The organism is Enterobacter cloacae complex sp. CARB60, from assembly GCF_036487345.1.
Lineage (GTDB): Bacteria > Pseudomonadota > Gammaproteobacteria > Enterobacterales > Enterobacteriaceae > Enterobacter > Enterobacter asburiae_D.
In genome coordinates, this window is record NZ_JAZKLC010000002.1 from 1,320,952 (window position 1) to 1,337,556 (window position 16,605).

Genomic DNA, 16,605 nt, shown 5'->3' on the forward strand with positions numbered 1-16,605 from the left:
GCATGACCACGTTTAGTGGTGGCGCAGCTTTAGAGGCGAAACTTGCTGAACTGGCGGAAAAGCTTGGTGACGGTAAAACGCTAAGGGTCGGATTCCTTGAAGGGGCAACATACCCTGACGGGCAATCTGTCCCAATGGTTGCCGCAGCCAACGAATATGGCGACCCGGCAATGAACAGGCCGCCACGCCCATTTTTCCGGAACATGATCGCCGAAAAGTCACCAGAATGGCCGCAGGATATTGCGAAAATAGCTGAGGCTACAGGTTATGACGCAGAAGCGATGCTGGGGCTGATGGGTGAGCACATTAAAGTCCAGTTGCAAGGCTCAATCAGGGATTTGATGGAGCCTGCGTTATCTCCAGTTACGATCGCCAAAAAGGGCTTCTCTAAGCCACTCATTGAAACATCCCACATGCTAAACAGCGTCGATTACGACATTAAGGATGGCGTATGAACCTGAGAGGCATAGCCAATAGCGCAACGAGAGCAATAAACCCCAACGTTGATGGAGTGTTCCGGATTAATACCGGATTCACTACGTTACCTGGCGGAAAGCGAGAGCAGACGTACAGCAACGTCGATGTTGAAGTGCAGATGCAGGAGCTATCGTCCACCGACCTACGACAGGTAGATGCTATCAACATTCAGGGCATCCTTAAAAGTGCGTATCTGAATGGAAATTTCAACGGCGTTAACCGACCAGATCAAAAGGGTGGCGACATTCTTATCGTTAACGGTCAGCAGTGGTTGGTGGTGAAGGTTCCTGAGTTATGGCCTGACTGGTGCCGAGTGATTGTTAACCTTCAGAGGTCGCCATGACAGCCACAGTAGACATCACCGAGCTTGACCTGCGCATTGCGCTGCAGGCGTTTCTGATGGATATCACCGGCCTCACCATCGACAACGTACTGGTAGGTCAACAGAACCTCACGCCCATGCCGCTTCATGACTTCATCATCATGACGCCGCTGAAGCAGATAGGACTGTCTACCAATCGAGTCAAATACGACGACAACGGCGTGTATGGCGAAGGTAAGCAGCTAAACCAGCGCAGCACCCAATGGCCTTGCCAGATTGACTGTTACGGCGAGAACGCGGCAGATAACGCAGCAATCATCGGTACGCTAATCCGATCAGACTTTGCCTGTGAATGGTTCAGACAATACGGCAACGTCATCACACCTCTTTACTGCTCAGACCCTCATCAGACAACGATGATAAACGGCGAGCAACAATACGAAGGACGCTGGACGATGGAATTCATCGGGCAATTCAACCCGTCTGTTACCACACGCCAGGACTTCATGGACAGCATTACAGTCGGCGTTATTGCCGCAGATTTAAAATACCCTCCGGAGAGTTAATAAATGGCAATCCCATTAAGAAAGGACGTCCAGATTAACCCTGGCGTTTTGCCTGCTGGCGGTTCAGCGCTTGACTTGAATGGCCTTATCCTTACCGACAGCGCTTATGCTCCGGTGGGGAGTGTTATCACGTTCACAAACAAAGAAGATGTAGCGGCCTATTTCGGCAGTGCATCTGCTGAATTCAGCATGGCTGAAGTGTATTTTCAGGGCTACGACAATTCCACCAAGACCCCGGGTGCATTGCTGTTTGCACGGTTCAACCCGGAAGCAGCTGCAGCATGGTTGCGCTCGGGGTCAATGGCGGCCGTAACGTTAGACCAGCTCAAATTGCTGAGTGGTGTACTGACACTGACCGTTGACGGAACTGCGCATACCTCAGCCAGTATCGACCTGAGCACAGCAACCAGCTTTGCTATGGCTGCTGACCTGATTGAGACTGGTATCGGCTCCACCGTAACTGTAGAGTTTGACACCACACAGAAGCGCTTCATCATCACCAGTGCGACCGATGGCGCAGCGAGTACCATCACATACGCAACCGGTACTTTGTCTGCTGGACTGAAACTGACAGCGGCTACTGGCGCTCAGTTGTCACAGGGAGCAGATGCAGCAGTGGTCACCACGGCGATGCAATCAGTGCTTGATAGCTCTCAGAACTGGGCAATCTTCACTACATCCTTCACGCCGACCGAACAAGAGGCGCTGGACTTCTCAGCCTGGGTTAACGGTCAGAATTACCGATTCGGCTACGTGCCATTCACGCTGGAAGAATCCGCGCTGGTGTCTGGCTCAACTGATACGCTGGCGTACAAAATCATCAGCACTTACGACTATTCCAACGTCGTACCGGTATTCGGTGACCAAGCGCACGCAGCAAGCATCCTTGGATACGCTGCATCTCTTGACTTCGACAGGTTAGAAGGTCGCGTAACCCTTAAGTATCGTGAACTATCCGGGTTGTTGACAGAAGTAAGCACCTCAGCAAATTACGATGCTCTTATCGCGAATGGGTACAACTTCTACGGTCAATACGCAGAAAACAAAGTGGAAGAAAATTACTGGGCTGACGGAACGATCACTGGTGATTTTAAATGGGTAGATTCTTTCTGCTTCCAGATTTGGCTAAATGCCAACCTGATGGGCGACGCAATTCAGTTGTTTAAATCAAACCGGTCTCTCCCATATAACACCCGAGGCGATGCGGCAATTGAGGCTTCATTTGCCGACACCATCAATCAGGGCATTGCATTTGGTGGTATTCGTACCGGAATTGATCTTTCCAGCTCTCAGGCATCAGAAATCAATAATGCTGTTGGAGCCGATGTAATTCCATCTATCACAGCAAAAGGCTGGTATTTGTACATTCCTAAGGCAACAGCAGAACAACGCGCTCAGCGTATTCGCCCGGGGTGCTCGCTTTATTACACCGATGGTGGAAGCGTACAGAAACTCACTTTAGCCTCAGTAATGGTTCAGTAAGGAGCAATCAATGTCTAACACAATTACGAGTGCAGACTCTATTTTTGCCCTCACTGTTACCAACCTGTTCCCCAGCGCTCAAACGCTGGAAGGATACGCAGCGGACGCGATGTTTGCTCTGGGTGATACAGAAATGGCGGTTTCTGTCCGTGGCGCTGACGGTAAGCTCTCTGGCGGTTTCGTTTTCGGTGAGTATCTGCAGACGATCACAATCATGCCTGACAGCCCATCTCGTGACCTGTTCGAGACATGGCAGCTGACGTCTCTGACCTCAAAGGCAGTATTCCGCTGCAACGCAACAATCATCCTCCCGGCGATTAGTCGCAAGTTCACGTTGACCAACGGCATTCTGCAACGCGTAAAAGCTATCCCTGATGCTCAGCGCGTACTGCAGGCAATGACCTTCCAAATCAATTGGGAATCAGTCGTGGGCGAAGCGTACAACGCATAAGGATTAACATGGCACGCAAAGAGATTTTCTACACCGTCGAAGATAAAGGCCGTGACAATGGGAAGATGTTTTACATTCGCGAAATGTCAGCTACTCAGGCTGAGTGGTGGGCAATTCGTGCCGGACTGGCAATGGCTAAAAACGGCGTTAATCTTCCGGATAACTTTTCAGATATGGGTATGGCAGGCATGGCGAAAGTCGGCCTCGAAATGGTGGCTAAAATCCCTCCAGAGGATGCACGGCCTCTCCTGGACGAGTTGATGAAGTGCGTTCAGGCCGTTCCAGACCCAGCCAATCAGAGTGTTAAGCGCAACCTGATTGACGATGATACTGAAGAAGTTATGACTCGCCTGAAACTTCGCGGTGAAGTCTTTAAGCTGCACGTCGATTTTTTAACCGCCGCCGCCAGTTAGACATCCCTCCGGTAATGGGTCAGCAAATCGCTGGCCTGACCGACTATGCCAACGTACCTAAAACAATAGCAACGGTTATGTCATCGGGTAAATGCTCGTTGACGGAGCTAAGCACAACGCTTGGTGTAGAGGATTTATGGTGGTGGCTTGAGGTCATTACGATCGACAATTACAACCAAATGGTCATCAACAGGGCTCAGGAGAATGGCTGATGCCAACGATTATTGACTCACTGGTAGTCACTCTTGGTCTTGACTCTTCCGGATTCAAGAAAGGCCAGACAGAAGTAAAAAAAGGCCTGGACGATACCAGAAAGAATGCTGACCAGACAGCTAAAGACATGGAGGCCGCAGGTAAAAGAGCGGCCTCATTTTTTGGCTCAATCCGAACAGAATTACTTGCGCTGGTAGGTGTTACTTTATCAGCGCAGGGCATCAAGACTTTCATCACCAACATGACATCGGATTTGATGCGGTTGGGGATTGAATCACGCGCTCTGGATATCTCGGCTAAGTCTCTTGATGGATGGGAGCGAGCAGCAGCGGCAGCAGGCTCTACTGCAGAACGCATGGCTGGAACGTTGGGCAACTTCCAGAAGACGCTGACAAACATTCGCACCGGTGGCGGACAGGACGATCCACTTTTCGGTGCTCTGGCATCATTCGCCGGTGCAACAGGCGCTAACTTCGACTACCAGAACGACAACGCCGAAAAAATCATGCGCAAGATTGCCGGCAACTGGGGCAAATTGAGCAAAGACGCTCAGCGTAGATTTGGCGGCATGTTTGGGTTTGATAATGCCACTCAGCAGGGGCTTGCAAGCGGTTCTCTGGTACAGGATGCGGACAAGTTCACGAAGACATCCCGTGCAACCGAAGAGGCGACCAAAAAGGCACTGGAATTTAATCGCCGCGTAGAAGAAATGAAGCTGTATTAGACGTCAACTAGTTTTGCCGACTGGCGCCAACTACTCTGGCCGCATCCATTGAGCGAGGTTTTAAGCCACGCTGGTTACTGCCTTCGATGTCTTCTTCCGGTAACTTTCTCCTTTTAGCTCGAACATATATCCGTGATGGATCAGCCTGTCCGCTGCCGCCACCGCCATCGTTTCATCCACGAAGATGCTGCCCCACGTGCTGAACGGATGATTGCTGGTTATGACCAGACTGCCGCGCTCATAACGATGGGCGATCAGCTCGAACAGCACACCCGTTTCCGCGTTGTCGCGTTTGACATACCCGAGGTCGTCTATCACTATCACCCGGTAGCGATCCAGTTTCAGCAGAAGCTCGTTCAGTTTCAGTTGTGTCCGCGCTTTTCGCAGCTCCTGCAGCAGCTCTCCGGCACTGTAGAACCGGGCCCGGTAGCCCAGTCCTACAACGCCATCCACGATCGCTGCCGCCAGATGGCTTTTCCCCAGGCCGCTGGCACCGAACAACAGGACATTTTCTCCGGCATCAACCCAGTCTGTCGTTTCGCAGAGCTGCCGGAACTGAGCGTTATTCAGTTCCGGCACCTGGCTGAAGTCATACTCACCCAGCGTTTTCGCCACCGGCAACCGGGCTTCCTTTTTATAGCGGCGCAGTTTTTCGCTCTCGCGCCACAGGAGTTCTTCATTGCACAGCGTCAGCAGATAGCGTGACGGGGTCCAGCCCTCTGCCAGAGCCCGTTTCTCCAGCGCATGCCATTCAGCGCTGACGCGGGTCAGACGCAGTTTGCGCAGACTACGCTCAAGGTGGTGGATATTGCTCACTGCAGACCTCCTTTGCCGCGCAACAGCTGTTCATAACTACTCAGGTTGTGCTGAACCACACTGACTGTCGGCAGCTCCTTTTCCTTTATCCCCAGGAACCGCATCAGGCGGTGCAGATCCAGCTCACCCGGGGTATTCAGCATCTGTTCCATCCCCCGTGCCACGATCGAGATATCGTCATAGCCCGCCGCCAGTTTCAGGGCGTGTACCATCAGGCGACCAGCCATCTCTGGCTCCAGATGATTGCACAGGCGACGCCACAGTTTTCGCCATTCATCGTCCGGCAGGATGTCATTTCTCAGCGTGGCATGGCAGAACGCACCAGGCTTTTTCGCCAGACTGTCGATCACATGCCGGAAGTCGATGCACCTGGCCCGGGTTTTCCCTTTTTCTGGCCTGACGCGGGCGCAGCTCATCACTTCACTGCTACCCACGTAACAGCTCAGGCGATCATCCCACAAGCGGACGCGTAACAGCTGACCGACAAGTCTGGAAGGGACGCTGTAGACGACGTGCCTGACGTTGATGGTACTGCTGCTACTGACCCTCACCGTCAGTTCGTCATAGTCGGCGCTGCGACGCAGCGGCAGTGGTTTCAGATGGGGGCGCTCTTCTTTCACCAGATCCTGGTTGTTGCGGTTGTGGCGCATGACCTGCTGAGTGATGAAGGCCTGGTATTCTTCCACGGTGCTGAAGTCGTTACTGCCCCTAAGCATCAGCGCCTGGCGGATCCGTCTTTTCAGATGCCCGTGGGCGCTTTCAACTGAACCATTTTCGTGGCCACGACCGGCGTTATTGTGCACGCCCTGCATACCGTAGTGCTGGCAGAGGGCAGCATAGCGCTCAGTCAGCTCGCGGCGACCGTCTTCACCCTGGTGTTTCCATGCTGCCCGCAGGCTGTCCGTTTTATGCTCTGTTGGTACGCCACCCAGTTGCCCGAGGGCTTCCTGCAGGCCTTCAGCCAGGGCAGAGAAGCTCTCACCACCCAGTACAACCCGCATCCAGCTCCAGTGGCTCCACTCCAGGCGGAAGTGATACAGCTTATGCGTCAATAACTTGCCACCGATGGTGACAACTACACCTTTCAGCTCGGTAAAGTCCGACAGGCCGCGCAGGCCAGGCTGATGAAGTTGCCGGAACATCACTTCCTGCTCGGCACCATACTGCAGCTTCCACTCGCGCACCCGCCGTTGCATCGTCCTGCGAAGGCTGCTGGGGTACTGACCGGGATATTTATCCTGCAGCATTTCCAGCAGGGTCGTGGGCATCAGAGCAGGTCTTTCCTTCAACAGGGGAACAAGCTCGCTGTCCCAGACGGCCTCAAGCGGATCTTTACGTGTCCGCCAGTGACGATTACCGGTTTTAGACCACTGATCTTTTTCGATCCTGCGACCTGAGCGAACAGAGATACCGGCCTTCATGGCCGAGATATGCTGGGTTACACCTTTTTTACGCTGAGTCATGTAATAACTGACCTGATGAGTATTGAGCGTCACGCCATTTCCTGTGGGATCATGAACATGGTGCTCAGATTACAAAATCGGCCAGAATAATCAGCGCTAACCGGACTGAGTTATTGTCGCCTAATAGGAATTGTCGACCATGAAAACGGCAAGGGCTACATCAGCTCATCTGACATCATGGGCGGCATTCAGTTGGGCGCGGGTTCATCGGCATCTCGCAATATGCCAACTGCTGCTGGAAGCCAGACCAACATCAATATCGGTAAAATCGACATGCAGACATCGGCTGGTAATGCCAATGCGCTTGGTACTGATATCCAGAGAAACCTTCAGAGAAACCGCCTGGTGAATCCAGCGATGTCAGGGCAGGGATAATATGGCCTTTTCACTGAACGAAACAACGCTACTCAGCGCGATAAACAGCGGCAACATCTTTTCCATTATCAACAGTACCCTTTCGCCTGGTTACGGGATTTACCTGAAATCAGGCCTAAGGGCATTGTCTCCTTCCTCATTTCTTGGGATTGAGTATGGGGCTGATGCTTCAGTGGTATCAACTCCAATTGAACAGGGCTCTTACAGCAGCTTTAACAAGGTAAAACGGCCGCCAATTATCCGGGTTCTGTTTACGCTGGAAGGATGGACGGGGTTTAGCGGTAGCATCCCTAACCTCACCAACTTCACCCTGACTAGCCGATCTGACATGCTTGAAGCTCTTGATGCGATGGTTGCTGATGCGCAGGTGTACGACATAGAAACGCCGGACACGACATACGAAGATTACGACCTTGTTCGATACAATTACCGGACATCAGATCGCGATGTGACCCTTCTGACGGTGGAAGCTATCTTCCAGGCTGTTTTGCAGGAAGCTGAAGTCACCCTGACAAGCACCACAGCCAATAGCAACACCACATCAAACGGCACAAGCAAGGCAGCCAGCGTCGTTACTGAGAAGGCTAACTCAACGGCGACAAATTCCACTCTTGAGGATGTAAAAGGCGCATTAACTGGTCTGAAAGAGTCAGTGTCCAGCGCGGCAACAACTGTCGCAACGTCTGTCACAAATGCCGTTAGCAATGCAACGTCAGGTGCAACGAGTGCCATCAATGGCGCGGCGACATCGGCTATCAAAAACCTTGCGACAACGGTGGATGAACTGGTAGCGGGGTTATCCTGATGCAGAACATTTCTCTCAAGCCCCTCAAGGCTCAGGAAGTCAGCGTTAACCTTGATGGTCAGTCAGTCACTCTTCGCATTGTACAGCGCTCTACAGGCATGTTTATCGACGTTGGGTTGGATAATTTGTGGATAGCCCAAGGTGTGCTTTGCCATAACTGCAACAAGATAGTCCGTTATCCCTATCTCGGCTTCAAGGGTGAGCTTTTCTTCGCTGATACCAAAGGAAGTCTTGATCCTGTTTATGACGAGCTTGGGACGCGATTCAAGCTGTTCTACGCCACAGCAGATGAGATGGCAGCATGACCTATAAAAAGAGAACGCTGAAATTTCAGTTCACGCTGAAAGACGGTGCTTTCGATGAGTCAGGAAACAATATCCTGACCATCGACAACATCAAGGCAGAAATAGAGATAGGTGCTTACGGCGGGATATCAGGAACGACACTGGAAGCAAGGGTGTTTGGACTAAGCATCGAAAACATGGCTCTACTGAGCTATAAGGGCATCCAGTTAAACGGTGCCAAGCAGAACATGATGAAGGTTTGGGCGGATGACAGGCCGGTATTCTTCGGCTCTATCACTAACTGCTTTGCCGACCTTAACCAGATGCCAGATGCGCCACTGATAATCAGCGCCTTTTCTACAGGGTTCGACCAGTCAATCACTGCGCCTCCTTTCTCAAAAGAGGGCATTGCAAGCGTTGCTGAAATTATCACGACAATAGCAGCAAGTATTGGCTATGCGGTGGTTAACAACGGCGTTCTGGCGAAGCTTGAAAATCCTTACTTCGAAGGTAACCCGATAGCGCAGATTCAGCAATGCGCTCACGCTGCAGGCATCGAGATTGATTTCAGGCTGGGAGCTATTTACATCTGGCCGCAGGGTGGAAGCATCGACGACACAATACCTCTCATATCACCAGAACACGGATTAATTGGATACCCGGTATTCAGTAACTACGGGATTAACTTCCAGTGCCAGTACAGTGATCTGATTTTGCGAGGTCGCAAGGTGCAAATAGAAACCTCACTACCGAACGGAAGCGGGGTTTATACGGTGCAGTCGGCAATTCACCATCTTTCGACATGGACTGAAGGCGCTCCGTGGGCAACCATCGTGTGGGCATCAATCGGACAGCTAACAGTGAGGCAGTAATGAACCTATTTACTACGCGGCCTCAGGACACGGCAACCGATGCCAACTCTCAGCAATTCCTGATGCATCAGTTTCTGATGGGAAAGTCATTCATCACGCTGGCGATCGTAACTTCGGTTAATGAATCCGGAGAAGTCGTGTCAGTGAAGCCAATGGTGGAGGGGTTCACTGGGGGCGGAGACCTAATTCCGAACTCGGTTATTCACGGCGTTCCGGTCTGGCGATTGCAGAGAGGTGCCAGCGCCGTAATCATGCCTCCCGTAGAGGGAGATATTGGTCTTATTGCCATATGCGATCGCGATATCACGGCAGTGAAGAAGACAAAACAATCCGCATTGCCCGGGTCAAATCGCACGCACAGTTACTCAGACGCCATCTATCTAGGCGGGGTGCTGAATGCAGAGCCAAGCCAGTATGTGAAGTTCGCCAATGATGGGATAGATATCGTGTCTCCACTGGTTGTGCAGGTTAATGGCAACACGGTTGTAGTCAATGCCGACGACAAAATCTCGCTCAATGCCCCAGTCATTGAAGCAAACGGCCAGCTTACTCAGGGCTCTGGTAGCTTCGGTGGCAATGCGACATTCGGAGGTACGATTACCGCAACCGGAGAAGTCACAGGAAATGGCATCCATCTCAGTACGCACAAACACGGTGGCGTACAAACAGGCTCCGGAAGCACCGGAACGCCAACAAACTAACCCGCTTCGGCGGGTTTTTTATTGCCCGGAGTTTACATGCTCACCAAATCACTGCTTTTGACTGACCAGTGGGATATCACGCTAGACGACAGCGGAAGCATGGCAATCACAGCCAATCCATATGCAGTAGCACAGGACGTTGCTTGCGCGTGCTCAACATTCCTCGGTGAGCCCTGGTATGACACCACGCTCGGCATTCCGTATTACGAGCGGATTCTCGGTCACTGGCCGGGGACGCAGCTCATCAATACCAAGATGGCCACTGAAGCAAAAAAACTCCCTTACGTTCAGTCAGCATTCTGTACCACAACGGTTGGCAAAGCAGATCGCCTTGCATCCGGCGTTATGACCATAACAGACCAAAACAATATCACATCAACGGTGGTTTTCTGATGACTCATGAAGAATTAAAGACATGGCTTAAATATGACATGAAAACTGGATGTTTTACGTGGAATAAAAAGCCTTCTCGCAGAGTTTGCGTTGGTGATATTGCAGGAACTCTTGATACCGATGGTTATAGGAAAATTAAGGTTATGGGAAAGGTAATCCATTCCCATCGACTTGCCTGGTTTTATGTTCATGGCTATCTGCCAGAGCAGGAAGTAGACCACATCAATAGGATTAGATCGGACAACAGAATTGAAAATTTAAGGCTCGCAACACGATCTGAAAATGCGAAAAACAAAGAAAAGTCCAAGGCAAACACAAGTGGCTTTAAAGGTGTTAGTCAGCAAAAGAAGACTGGTAACTGGGTAGCGCATATTAGGTTAAACGGAAAAAATAAGCATCTTGGCACCTTCAGAAGCCCAGAAAGAGCCTCGATTGCATACCGAATAGCAAGTCATTTTCACCACAAAGAATTCTCTCCCACATATGAGGTAACAAATGGCTGAAGTAACAGTTAGCACAGCCGTCCCCTCTGTCACGTTTTCCGCTACCGGCATTGCCGTTCCTGATGAGATAGATATTCTCAACGGGCGATTAACTGACCTTGATACCGCCATGGGCGGAGGGATGAGTAAGAGTCTGACGACTCCGCAGGGACAGATTGCCATGAGCGACACGGCAATCATCGGAGACAAGAATGACAATCTGGCATGGCTGGTTAATCAGATTAACCCTGACTTTGCTGAGGGTCGCATGCAGGATGCGATCGGACAGATTTACTTCATTGACCGTATCGCGGCGATTGGAACAACGGTAACCGCTACCTGCACCGGCCTTGTCGGAACGGTTATCCCTGCTAACAGCATTGCTCAGGATGCCAGCGGTTATCTTTACTTCTCGCTTGCTGACGCTGTTATTCCTTCCTCTGGTTCCGTAGATGTAGTTTTTCAGAATCAGGCTTCAGGGCCAATACCGTGTCCAATCGGATCGCTGGAAACAATCTATCGAGCGATTCAGGGATGGTCAGGTATAACCAATGCAACCGCTGGAGTGCTGGGAAATGAAGTAGAGAGTCGGGCTAACTTTGAGTATCGTCGCAAGCAGTCAGTTGCTGGTAACTCCAACAATCAGCTCGGAGCAGTATACGCAAACGTGCTGGCAGTCAGTGGTGTTACTGATGCATATGTGACGCAGAACAACACCAGTCTGACGGTAACAAAGGGGTTCACTAACGTATCACTGGAGCCGCATTCATTGTATGTGTGCGTGTACGGTGGAACGTCGGCAGATATCGCAAAGGCGATCTGGCAGAAGCTTCCGCCTGGCCCGTCAATGGTAGGAAACACAACATACACGGTGGTTGATGATGTGAACTATGTTCAGCCATATCCAGAGTATGAGATTAAATGGCAAACACCATCAGCGATCAGCGTCTATTTCAAAGTTGAACTTGCAGACAATAACGCATTGCCAGGCGATATCGTCAACAGAGTTAGAGCCGCCATCCTTAGCTCTTTTAATGGCGAGGATGGCGGAACACGAGCACGCATTGGCTCAACCATATATGCCGGTCGTTACTATGCAGGCGTACAGGCAATTGACAGTGACAACGTTGATATCTTCAGCATCACAATAAGCCGTGACGGAACGACATATCAAACATCTGCATCCTTTGGCATTGATGAAGTGCCGACACTGGATGCATCAAACATCTCGGTGACACTGGCATGATAAACGTCGCGGATACAATCCTGACGCAATATGCCGACAGCCCGAAATTAAAATCCCTGATTTATTCGTTCAATGAAGCGGTAGGTATTGAAGGTTTTCTGGATGATTTCTATGACGTGATATGGAACATCCAGACAGCCGATACCTACGGCCTGGACGTGTGGGGAAAAATCGTGGTTGTCAGCAGACAGCTGACGGTAACAGAGAACCAGATATATTTCGGTTTTAATGAAGCCTCATCGACACCACCAGTAGTGGATGATCCACAGCCATTCAACCAGGCACCGTTTTACTCTGGCGAGATTTTAACATCCACCGTGACTCTTTCAAATGATGCCTATCGTAAGCTCATCATGATGAAAGCTGCAGCAAACATCTCCGACTGCACAATCCCAAATCTAAACAAACTTCTTACCTTTATGTTTGGTGATAGTGGCCGCTGTTACGTTAGAAACGATGGGGACATGGTAATGAGCTATGTATTCGAATTTGCTCTTTCCACATCGGAACTCGCAATAGTTCAAAGCTCAGGTGCACTTCCTTCCCCAATCGGGGTAACTGTTAATATTGTTCAGCAGGTATGACATGAACTCCTCAGACTCACCATCGAAAATAATCAAAGCCTTTGGTGTTAATGGGCTAAAAAACACCATTCCTGTTGATTCAAGCACGACGACGGATAACAACGGGGTAGCCACTTTTGATAAAGGTTTCCCGCCGATTACCATGCAGCCTTTGAGTGCAGGAGGCATTCCCCCGTCCGGCAAAGACGTGAATGGCGTGCTGTACTCAGTAACAATTCAGCAGCAATGGCAAAACGCTGGCATGGGATATCTGTTCGATTCCACCTATGCGTCAAATATCTCTGGCTATCCACAAGGTGCCACTATTCCATCAAGTGATTATTCTGGTTTCTGGATTAATACCACAAATGGAAACACAAACAATCCAGAAAGCGCAACAGCACTTCCAACAGGATGGGTTCCTGGTTATGCCTACGGCAGCTCAGCAGTAACTATTTCAACTGCAAATGTTAATGTCAGCGATCTCCAGGCGGCAAAAGACAGAATTATTCTAACCGGAAACCTAACAGGTAACAGAATACTTTACCTACCACAATGGATTAAAGACTGGACAATTGAAAATAAATGCACTGGAACTAATTTCTCAGTAATCCTAAGCACAAGAGCCGCTGGAACAACAGTTCAGTCATTGCCTGGATCAATCCAAAATATTCATTGTGACGGTGTAAATATTTCACCTGAAGTGCCCTCTATATCAGGGAAGGCCAGATTCTCAACTCCTGGAACATTTTCATTTACGGTACCTGCTGGAGTTACGACTTTATATTTGTCTGGTTGTGGCGCTGGAGGCGGTGGCGGCGGAGGCGGTGGCGCACCAGATTCAATCAGTAAAACATCCTCATCAGGCGGTGGTGGTGGCGCTGGAATTTCAGCTTATAGCCTGCCGGTATCCGTTACTCCTGGAATGACATATGCAGTCGTTATAGGAGCAGGTGGCAGCAAAGGAAATGGTGGGGGAGCTGGAGGGGATGGGTTTAACGGGGGTGATGGTGGAGATACATCATTTGGAACTCTACTTACTCTCCCAGGTGGAAAGGGCGGAATTAAAGGCCTGGCAGCAATTGGTACGTTCCCAAACCCAATAGGTGGAGATGGTGGGTTTCCTGGTGGATCGGCAGGAACAACAGGCTCAATCAATTCAATTGTACCATCGGTAGGGGGTGGAGGTGGCAGTGGTCCATTTGGAACTGGAGCAGGATCATCACGAGGAAGTACTGGACAAGGTAGCTCATCTGGTTCTGGCGTAAGCGCACCATCTCCATCTGGATTTGGTGCCGGAGGCGGTGGCGGTGCTGGGACTCTTGGGGCAACTAATACTGCCGGGAATAATGGCACCCCAGGAACTGGCGGACTGATGATCGTTGAATGGTGATTTATTATTAACTTAATAACCCCGCTTTTGCGGGGTTTTTTATTTCCAGGAACCGCAAATGTCAATTTCAGACACATTAAAAGCACAGAAATATGCTTCAATTGCAGAGGTTGCAGCAGCTCAAAGTAAGTTATATGCAGACAAACTAGAAGCGGCTCCAGATTATGCAGCACAGGCCGCGGCATCAGCAAGCCTTGCTGCCACGTCAGCTTCACAAGCAGAATCTGCATCATTAACTGCTATATCTGCAGCGAATTCCGCAACAGCATCAGCTATTTCTGCTTCTAACTCAGCGGAAGCTGCAGGAGAGGCCGCTGCTGATGCAATTCAAAACTATATAGATCAGAGTGTCAGGGTTCCTGGTTCTGAAACAATTAACCCAGTTCCTGTGGCAGCATCACGAGCGAATGCTGTTTTTCTCTGGGATGGCGCATCACAGCCCACAGGAAAGCTTCTTTCTGAATTTGCTACTTTGGATGGTACCGGAAAGATTCCGGTATCCATGATCCCATCTATCGCATTAACAGAGCCATTTGTGGTTAGCTCCCAGGCGGCCATGCTTGCACTGAATGCGCAAGTAGGGGACATCGCAAAGAGGACTGATTTAGGCTATTCATTCTGCCTTGCATCCCTGCCCCCATCTACACTGGCCAACTGGGTTCAGCTTACCGATGATGTCCTGGCTCAGCTTGGGCTTTCATCTGGCGCAACGATGGTTGGTGCCGTTGACGATAGCTCAAACCCTACAACCGTTCAGGGCGCGCTAAACCTGAAGACCTCCATAGCATCTCTTGCTGCATCAACCGGTGCAACACTAATTGGTGCGACTAACAATGCAGGGGCAACCTCTACGGTTCAGTCTGTATTAAATCTGAAACTGGAGAAAACAGAATTAGCTGCAACCGATGGAGAAAAGTTTATAGGAATATGCCCGTCTATAGCTACTCTGCGCTCAACAGAGCCGACATCGAATGGTCAGAGAATTACCCTTAGGGAGCATACGGTCGGTACTGGGAAAGGAGGAGGTCAGTTCCGGGCTGTACTTTCTGGTTCAAGTTACACAGACAACAACGGAACTATCATTAAAACATCTGGCGGTGCCGCCTGGTTGCGTATTAATTCTGAAATTACTAACCCATTAATGTTTGGCGCTCAGGCAACTGTAGGAGTTGATGACTCATCAGCAATCAATGCAGCCATAGCGGCTACAATTACAGAATGCGATGGCTTAGGTTACAGCTATCAAATTGCTTCTACAATAGCAATAAGCCAGCCAAGCAAGCGCTTTAGAAAAGCCAGAATATCCCTTACATCTACTGCCTCAGTTTCTACTGTCATGCTGCGTATGCGCGCTAACTATTCAGAGATAATTGATTGTGTATTTGACGGAAACGGCGGGGCCAATACTAGTGCCGCTATTATCTGGGAAGGAGCATTATGTCAGAGTGGTGGCGTTGTTCGTAATTGCCAGTTTTTGTATTGTGGAGCAAATGGTATTAGTGTAAGTGGAGATTACACTAATAGTTTATTCAATGATGGAGGCGTCATTCAGGATTGCTTCTTCAACACTTGCGGAAGCACCAACCCAAATGATAACCGTCGTTGCTCTATCCTGGCTGATGGTGTTTCTAACTTCCGTATCCAGGGTTGTGATATCCGCAAGAGCAATTGGGGTATATATGTTCGCCAGGATACGAGTTTAGCAGGAAGACCACGCAAATCTGGCAACAAAATTCTAGATTGCCATGTGGAAGGATCAGGTAGAACTCACCCAACCTACACTGTTGCACAAGGTCTTTCTGCAAACCGTCAGGAAGGAATGATTGTTAACAACGTCCGTGTGCATGATTTTGCTGACAACGGGTTTGACTTTGGTAGCAGCAGGGATTGCCAGATATCAAATGCATATTTTAACTCAGTTAAGGATGCTATCTTCATCGGTGATATCTCATGCGAACGATACAATATCAGTAACGTCATTGCAGAAAGTTGTGACCGTGGTCTTCGTGTTGTTATGGATGGCACAATATATCCAACTGAGACAGCACAACAAATACGCATTTCAAACATGCAAGTATTTGACCCTATCTATATCGGTTTCTCTATTGTCAATACTGGTGCAACAACCGTTGTGAAAGATATAGAGCTTGTTAACTGCAATGTAGATTCAACTAACTCGTGGAGTTTAAGTACATACACTCAGGCTTATCGCATTGTTGGATGTCAATTTATTGAGCTACTAAATTGCTCAGCAAATGTGAATAAGCAAGCGGCTATATATATCAAAGCATCAGAGCTTGTAAGCGTTAGAGGCGGAATCTTCCGTAGTTCCGCCAAAGATGGAACAAGCTCTTATGCCATTACCGTAGAGAATGACAGCAACCGCGTAAGCATTTCAGACACTATGATGTTTGGAGAATCAACCGCTGGTGCGGTACTCCTTGCTGGCGGGTCTGGGCATTCAGTGAAACATACCAGATGGAGATCTATGACTGGAGGCGTTAGCTCCAGTGGTGCCACCTCACCTTACTTGCTTGATAATATAGCGTTCTAATAAAAGGCCG

19 protein-coding genes are annotated in these 16,605 nt (G+C 49.9%); 17 read left to right on the forward strand and 2 right to left on the reverse strand.

The annotated features are described in order from the left end of the window. Positions 1-2: 2 nt before the first annotated feature. The 7 genes from V4835_RS07415 (at position 3) to V4835_RS07450 (ending at position 4,648) form a co-directional block, all read left to right on the forward strand. Positions 3-455, forward strand: coding sequence for a hypothetical protein (locus tag V4835_RS07415; protein ID WP_331411761.1), 453 nt, complete (start codon positions 3-5; stop codon positions 453-455). Then, positions 452-820: a hypothetical protein gene (locus V4835_RS07420; RefSeq protein WP_063858635.1), complete on the forward strand. Its 369-nt coding sequence runs from the start codon at positions 452-454 to the stop codon at positions 818-820. The genes V4835_RS07415 and V4835_RS07420 overlap by 4 nt, the downstream gene beginning before the upstream one ends. Then, entirely contained in the window at positions 817-1,365 is a 549-nt protein-coding gene (locus tag V4835_RS07425; protein WP_331411762.1) for a phage neck terminator protein, read from the forward strand. Before V4835_RS07420 ends, V4835_RS07425 begins: the two co-directional genes overlap by 4 nt. 3 nt (positions 1,366-1,368) lie before the next feature. Continuing rightward, complete coding sequence (locus tag V4835_RS07430; protein ID WP_331411763.1) at positions 1,369-2,847, forward strand: DUF3383 domain-containing protein; 1,479 nt, start codon at positions 1,369-1,371, stop codon at positions 2,845-2,847. Between the two features lie 10 nt (positions 2,848-2,857). Beyond that, entirely contained in the window at positions 2,858-3,298 is a 441-nt protein-coding gene (locus V4835_RS07435) for a phage tail fiber protein (RefSeq protein ID WP_226423515.1), read from the forward strand. A gap of 8 nt (positions 3,299-3,306) precedes the next feature. Next, on the forward strand, positions 3,307-3,711 hold the full coding sequence (locus V4835_RS07440; RefSeq protein ID WP_331411766.1) for a hypothetical protein: 405 nt from the start codon (positions 3,307-3,309) through the stop codon (positions 3,709-3,711). Positions 3,712-3,922: 211 nt separating this feature from the next. Continuing rightward, positions 3,923-4,648, forward strand: a complete 726-nt coding sequence (locus V4835_RS07450) for a hypothetical protein (RefSeq protein WP_331411768.1) — start codon at positions 3,923-3,925, stop codon at positions 4,646-4,648. Positions 4,649-4,708: 60 nt separating this feature from the next. Here the strand turns inward: V4835_RS07450 and istB are convergent, their stop codons facing one another. Continuing rightward, the gene (istB, locus tag V4835_RS07455; protein ID WP_039817893.1) at positions 4,709-5,464 is read right to left on the reverse strand and encodes an IS21-like element ISEc10 family helper ATPase IstB; all 756 of its coding nucleotides are present in this window, start codon (positions 5,462-5,464) and stop codon (positions 4,709-4,711) included. Then, the gene (gene istA, locus V4835_RS07460) at positions 5,461-6,960 is read right to left on the reverse strand and encodes an IS21 family transposase (protein WP_039817891.1); all 1,500 of its coding nucleotides are present in this window, start codon (positions 6,958-6,960) and stop codon (positions 5,461-5,463) included. Before istA ends, istB begins: the two co-directional genes overlap by 4 nt. 343 nt (positions 6,961-7,303) lie before the next feature. Here istA and V4835_RS07465 point away from each other — a divergent pair, with 343 nt between their 5' ends. The 10 genes from V4835_RS07465 to V4835_RS07510 all read left to right on the forward strand — a co-directional run bounded on the left by V4835_RS07465 (position 7,304) and on the right by V4835_RS07510 (position 16,595). Beyond that, positions 7,304-8,107: a hypothetical protein gene (locus V4835_RS07465; protein WP_331411769.1), complete on the forward strand. Its 804-nt coding sequence runs from the start codon at positions 7,304-7,306 to the stop codon at positions 8,105-8,107. Next, positions 8,107-8,412: a phage baseplate plug family protein gene (locus V4835_RS07470; protein ID WP_047749422.1), complete on the forward strand. Its 306-nt coding sequence runs from the start codon at positions 8,107-8,109 to the stop codon at positions 8,410-8,412. Before V4835_RS07465 ends, V4835_RS07470 begins: the two co-directional genes overlap by 1 nt. Next, complete coding sequence (locus V4835_RS07475) at positions 8,409-9,263, forward strand: hypothetical protein (RefSeq protein WP_288725706.1); 855 nt, start codon at positions 8,409-8,411, stop codon at positions 9,261-9,263. The genes V4835_RS07470 and V4835_RS07475 overlap by 4 nt, the downstream gene beginning before the upstream one ends. 62 nt (positions 9,264-9,325) lie before the next feature. Continuing rightward, positions 9,326-9,964 carry a Gp138 family membrane-puncturing spike protein gene (locus V4835_RS07480; protein ID WP_331411773.1) on the forward strand — a complete coding sequence of 213 codons (639 nt, stop codon included), beginning with the start codon at positions 9,326-9,328 and terminating at the stop codon, positions 9,962-9,964. Positions 9,965-10,000: 36 nt separating this feature from the next. Beyond that, positions 10,001-10,357, forward strand: coding sequence for a hypothetical protein (locus V4835_RS07485; RefSeq protein ID WP_331411775.1), 357 nt, complete (start codon positions 10,001-10,003; stop codon positions 10,355-10,357). Next, positions 10,357-10,860, forward strand: a complete 504-nt coding sequence (locus V4835_RS07490) for an HNH endonuclease (protein WP_331411777.1) — start codon at positions 10,357-10,359, stop codon at positions 10,858-10,860. The genes V4835_RS07485 and V4835_RS07490 overlap by 1 nt, the downstream gene beginning before the upstream one ends. Beyond that, a complete protein-coding gene (locus V4835_RS07495) occupies positions 10,853-12,085 on the forward strand; it encodes a baseplate J/gp47 family protein (protein WP_331411779.1) in 1,233 nt (410 codons plus the stop codon). Before V4835_RS07490 ends, V4835_RS07495 begins: the two co-directional genes overlap by 8 nt. Further along, positions 12,082-12,669 carry a DUF2612 domain-containing protein gene (locus V4835_RS07500; protein WP_331411780.1) on the forward strand — a complete coding sequence of 196 codons (588 nt, stop codon included), beginning with the start codon at positions 12,082-12,084 and terminating at the stop codon, positions 12,667-12,669. Before V4835_RS07495 ends, V4835_RS07500 begins: the two co-directional genes overlap by 4 nt. Before the next feature lies 1 nt (position 12,670). Further along, on the forward strand, positions 12,671-14,041 hold the full coding sequence (locus tag V4835_RS07505; protein ID WP_331411781.1) for a glycine-rich domain-containing protein: 1,371 nt from the start codon (positions 12,671-12,673) through the stop codon (positions 14,039-14,041). A gap of 58 nt (positions 14,042-14,099) precedes the next feature. After that, on the forward strand, positions 14,100-16,595 hold the full coding sequence (locus tag V4835_RS07510; protein WP_331411783.1) for a right-handed parallel beta-helix repeat-containing protein: 2,496 nt from the start codon (positions 14,100-14,102) through the stop codon (positions 16,593-16,595). The last annotated feature ends 10 nt before the right edge of the window (positions 16,596-16,605 follow it).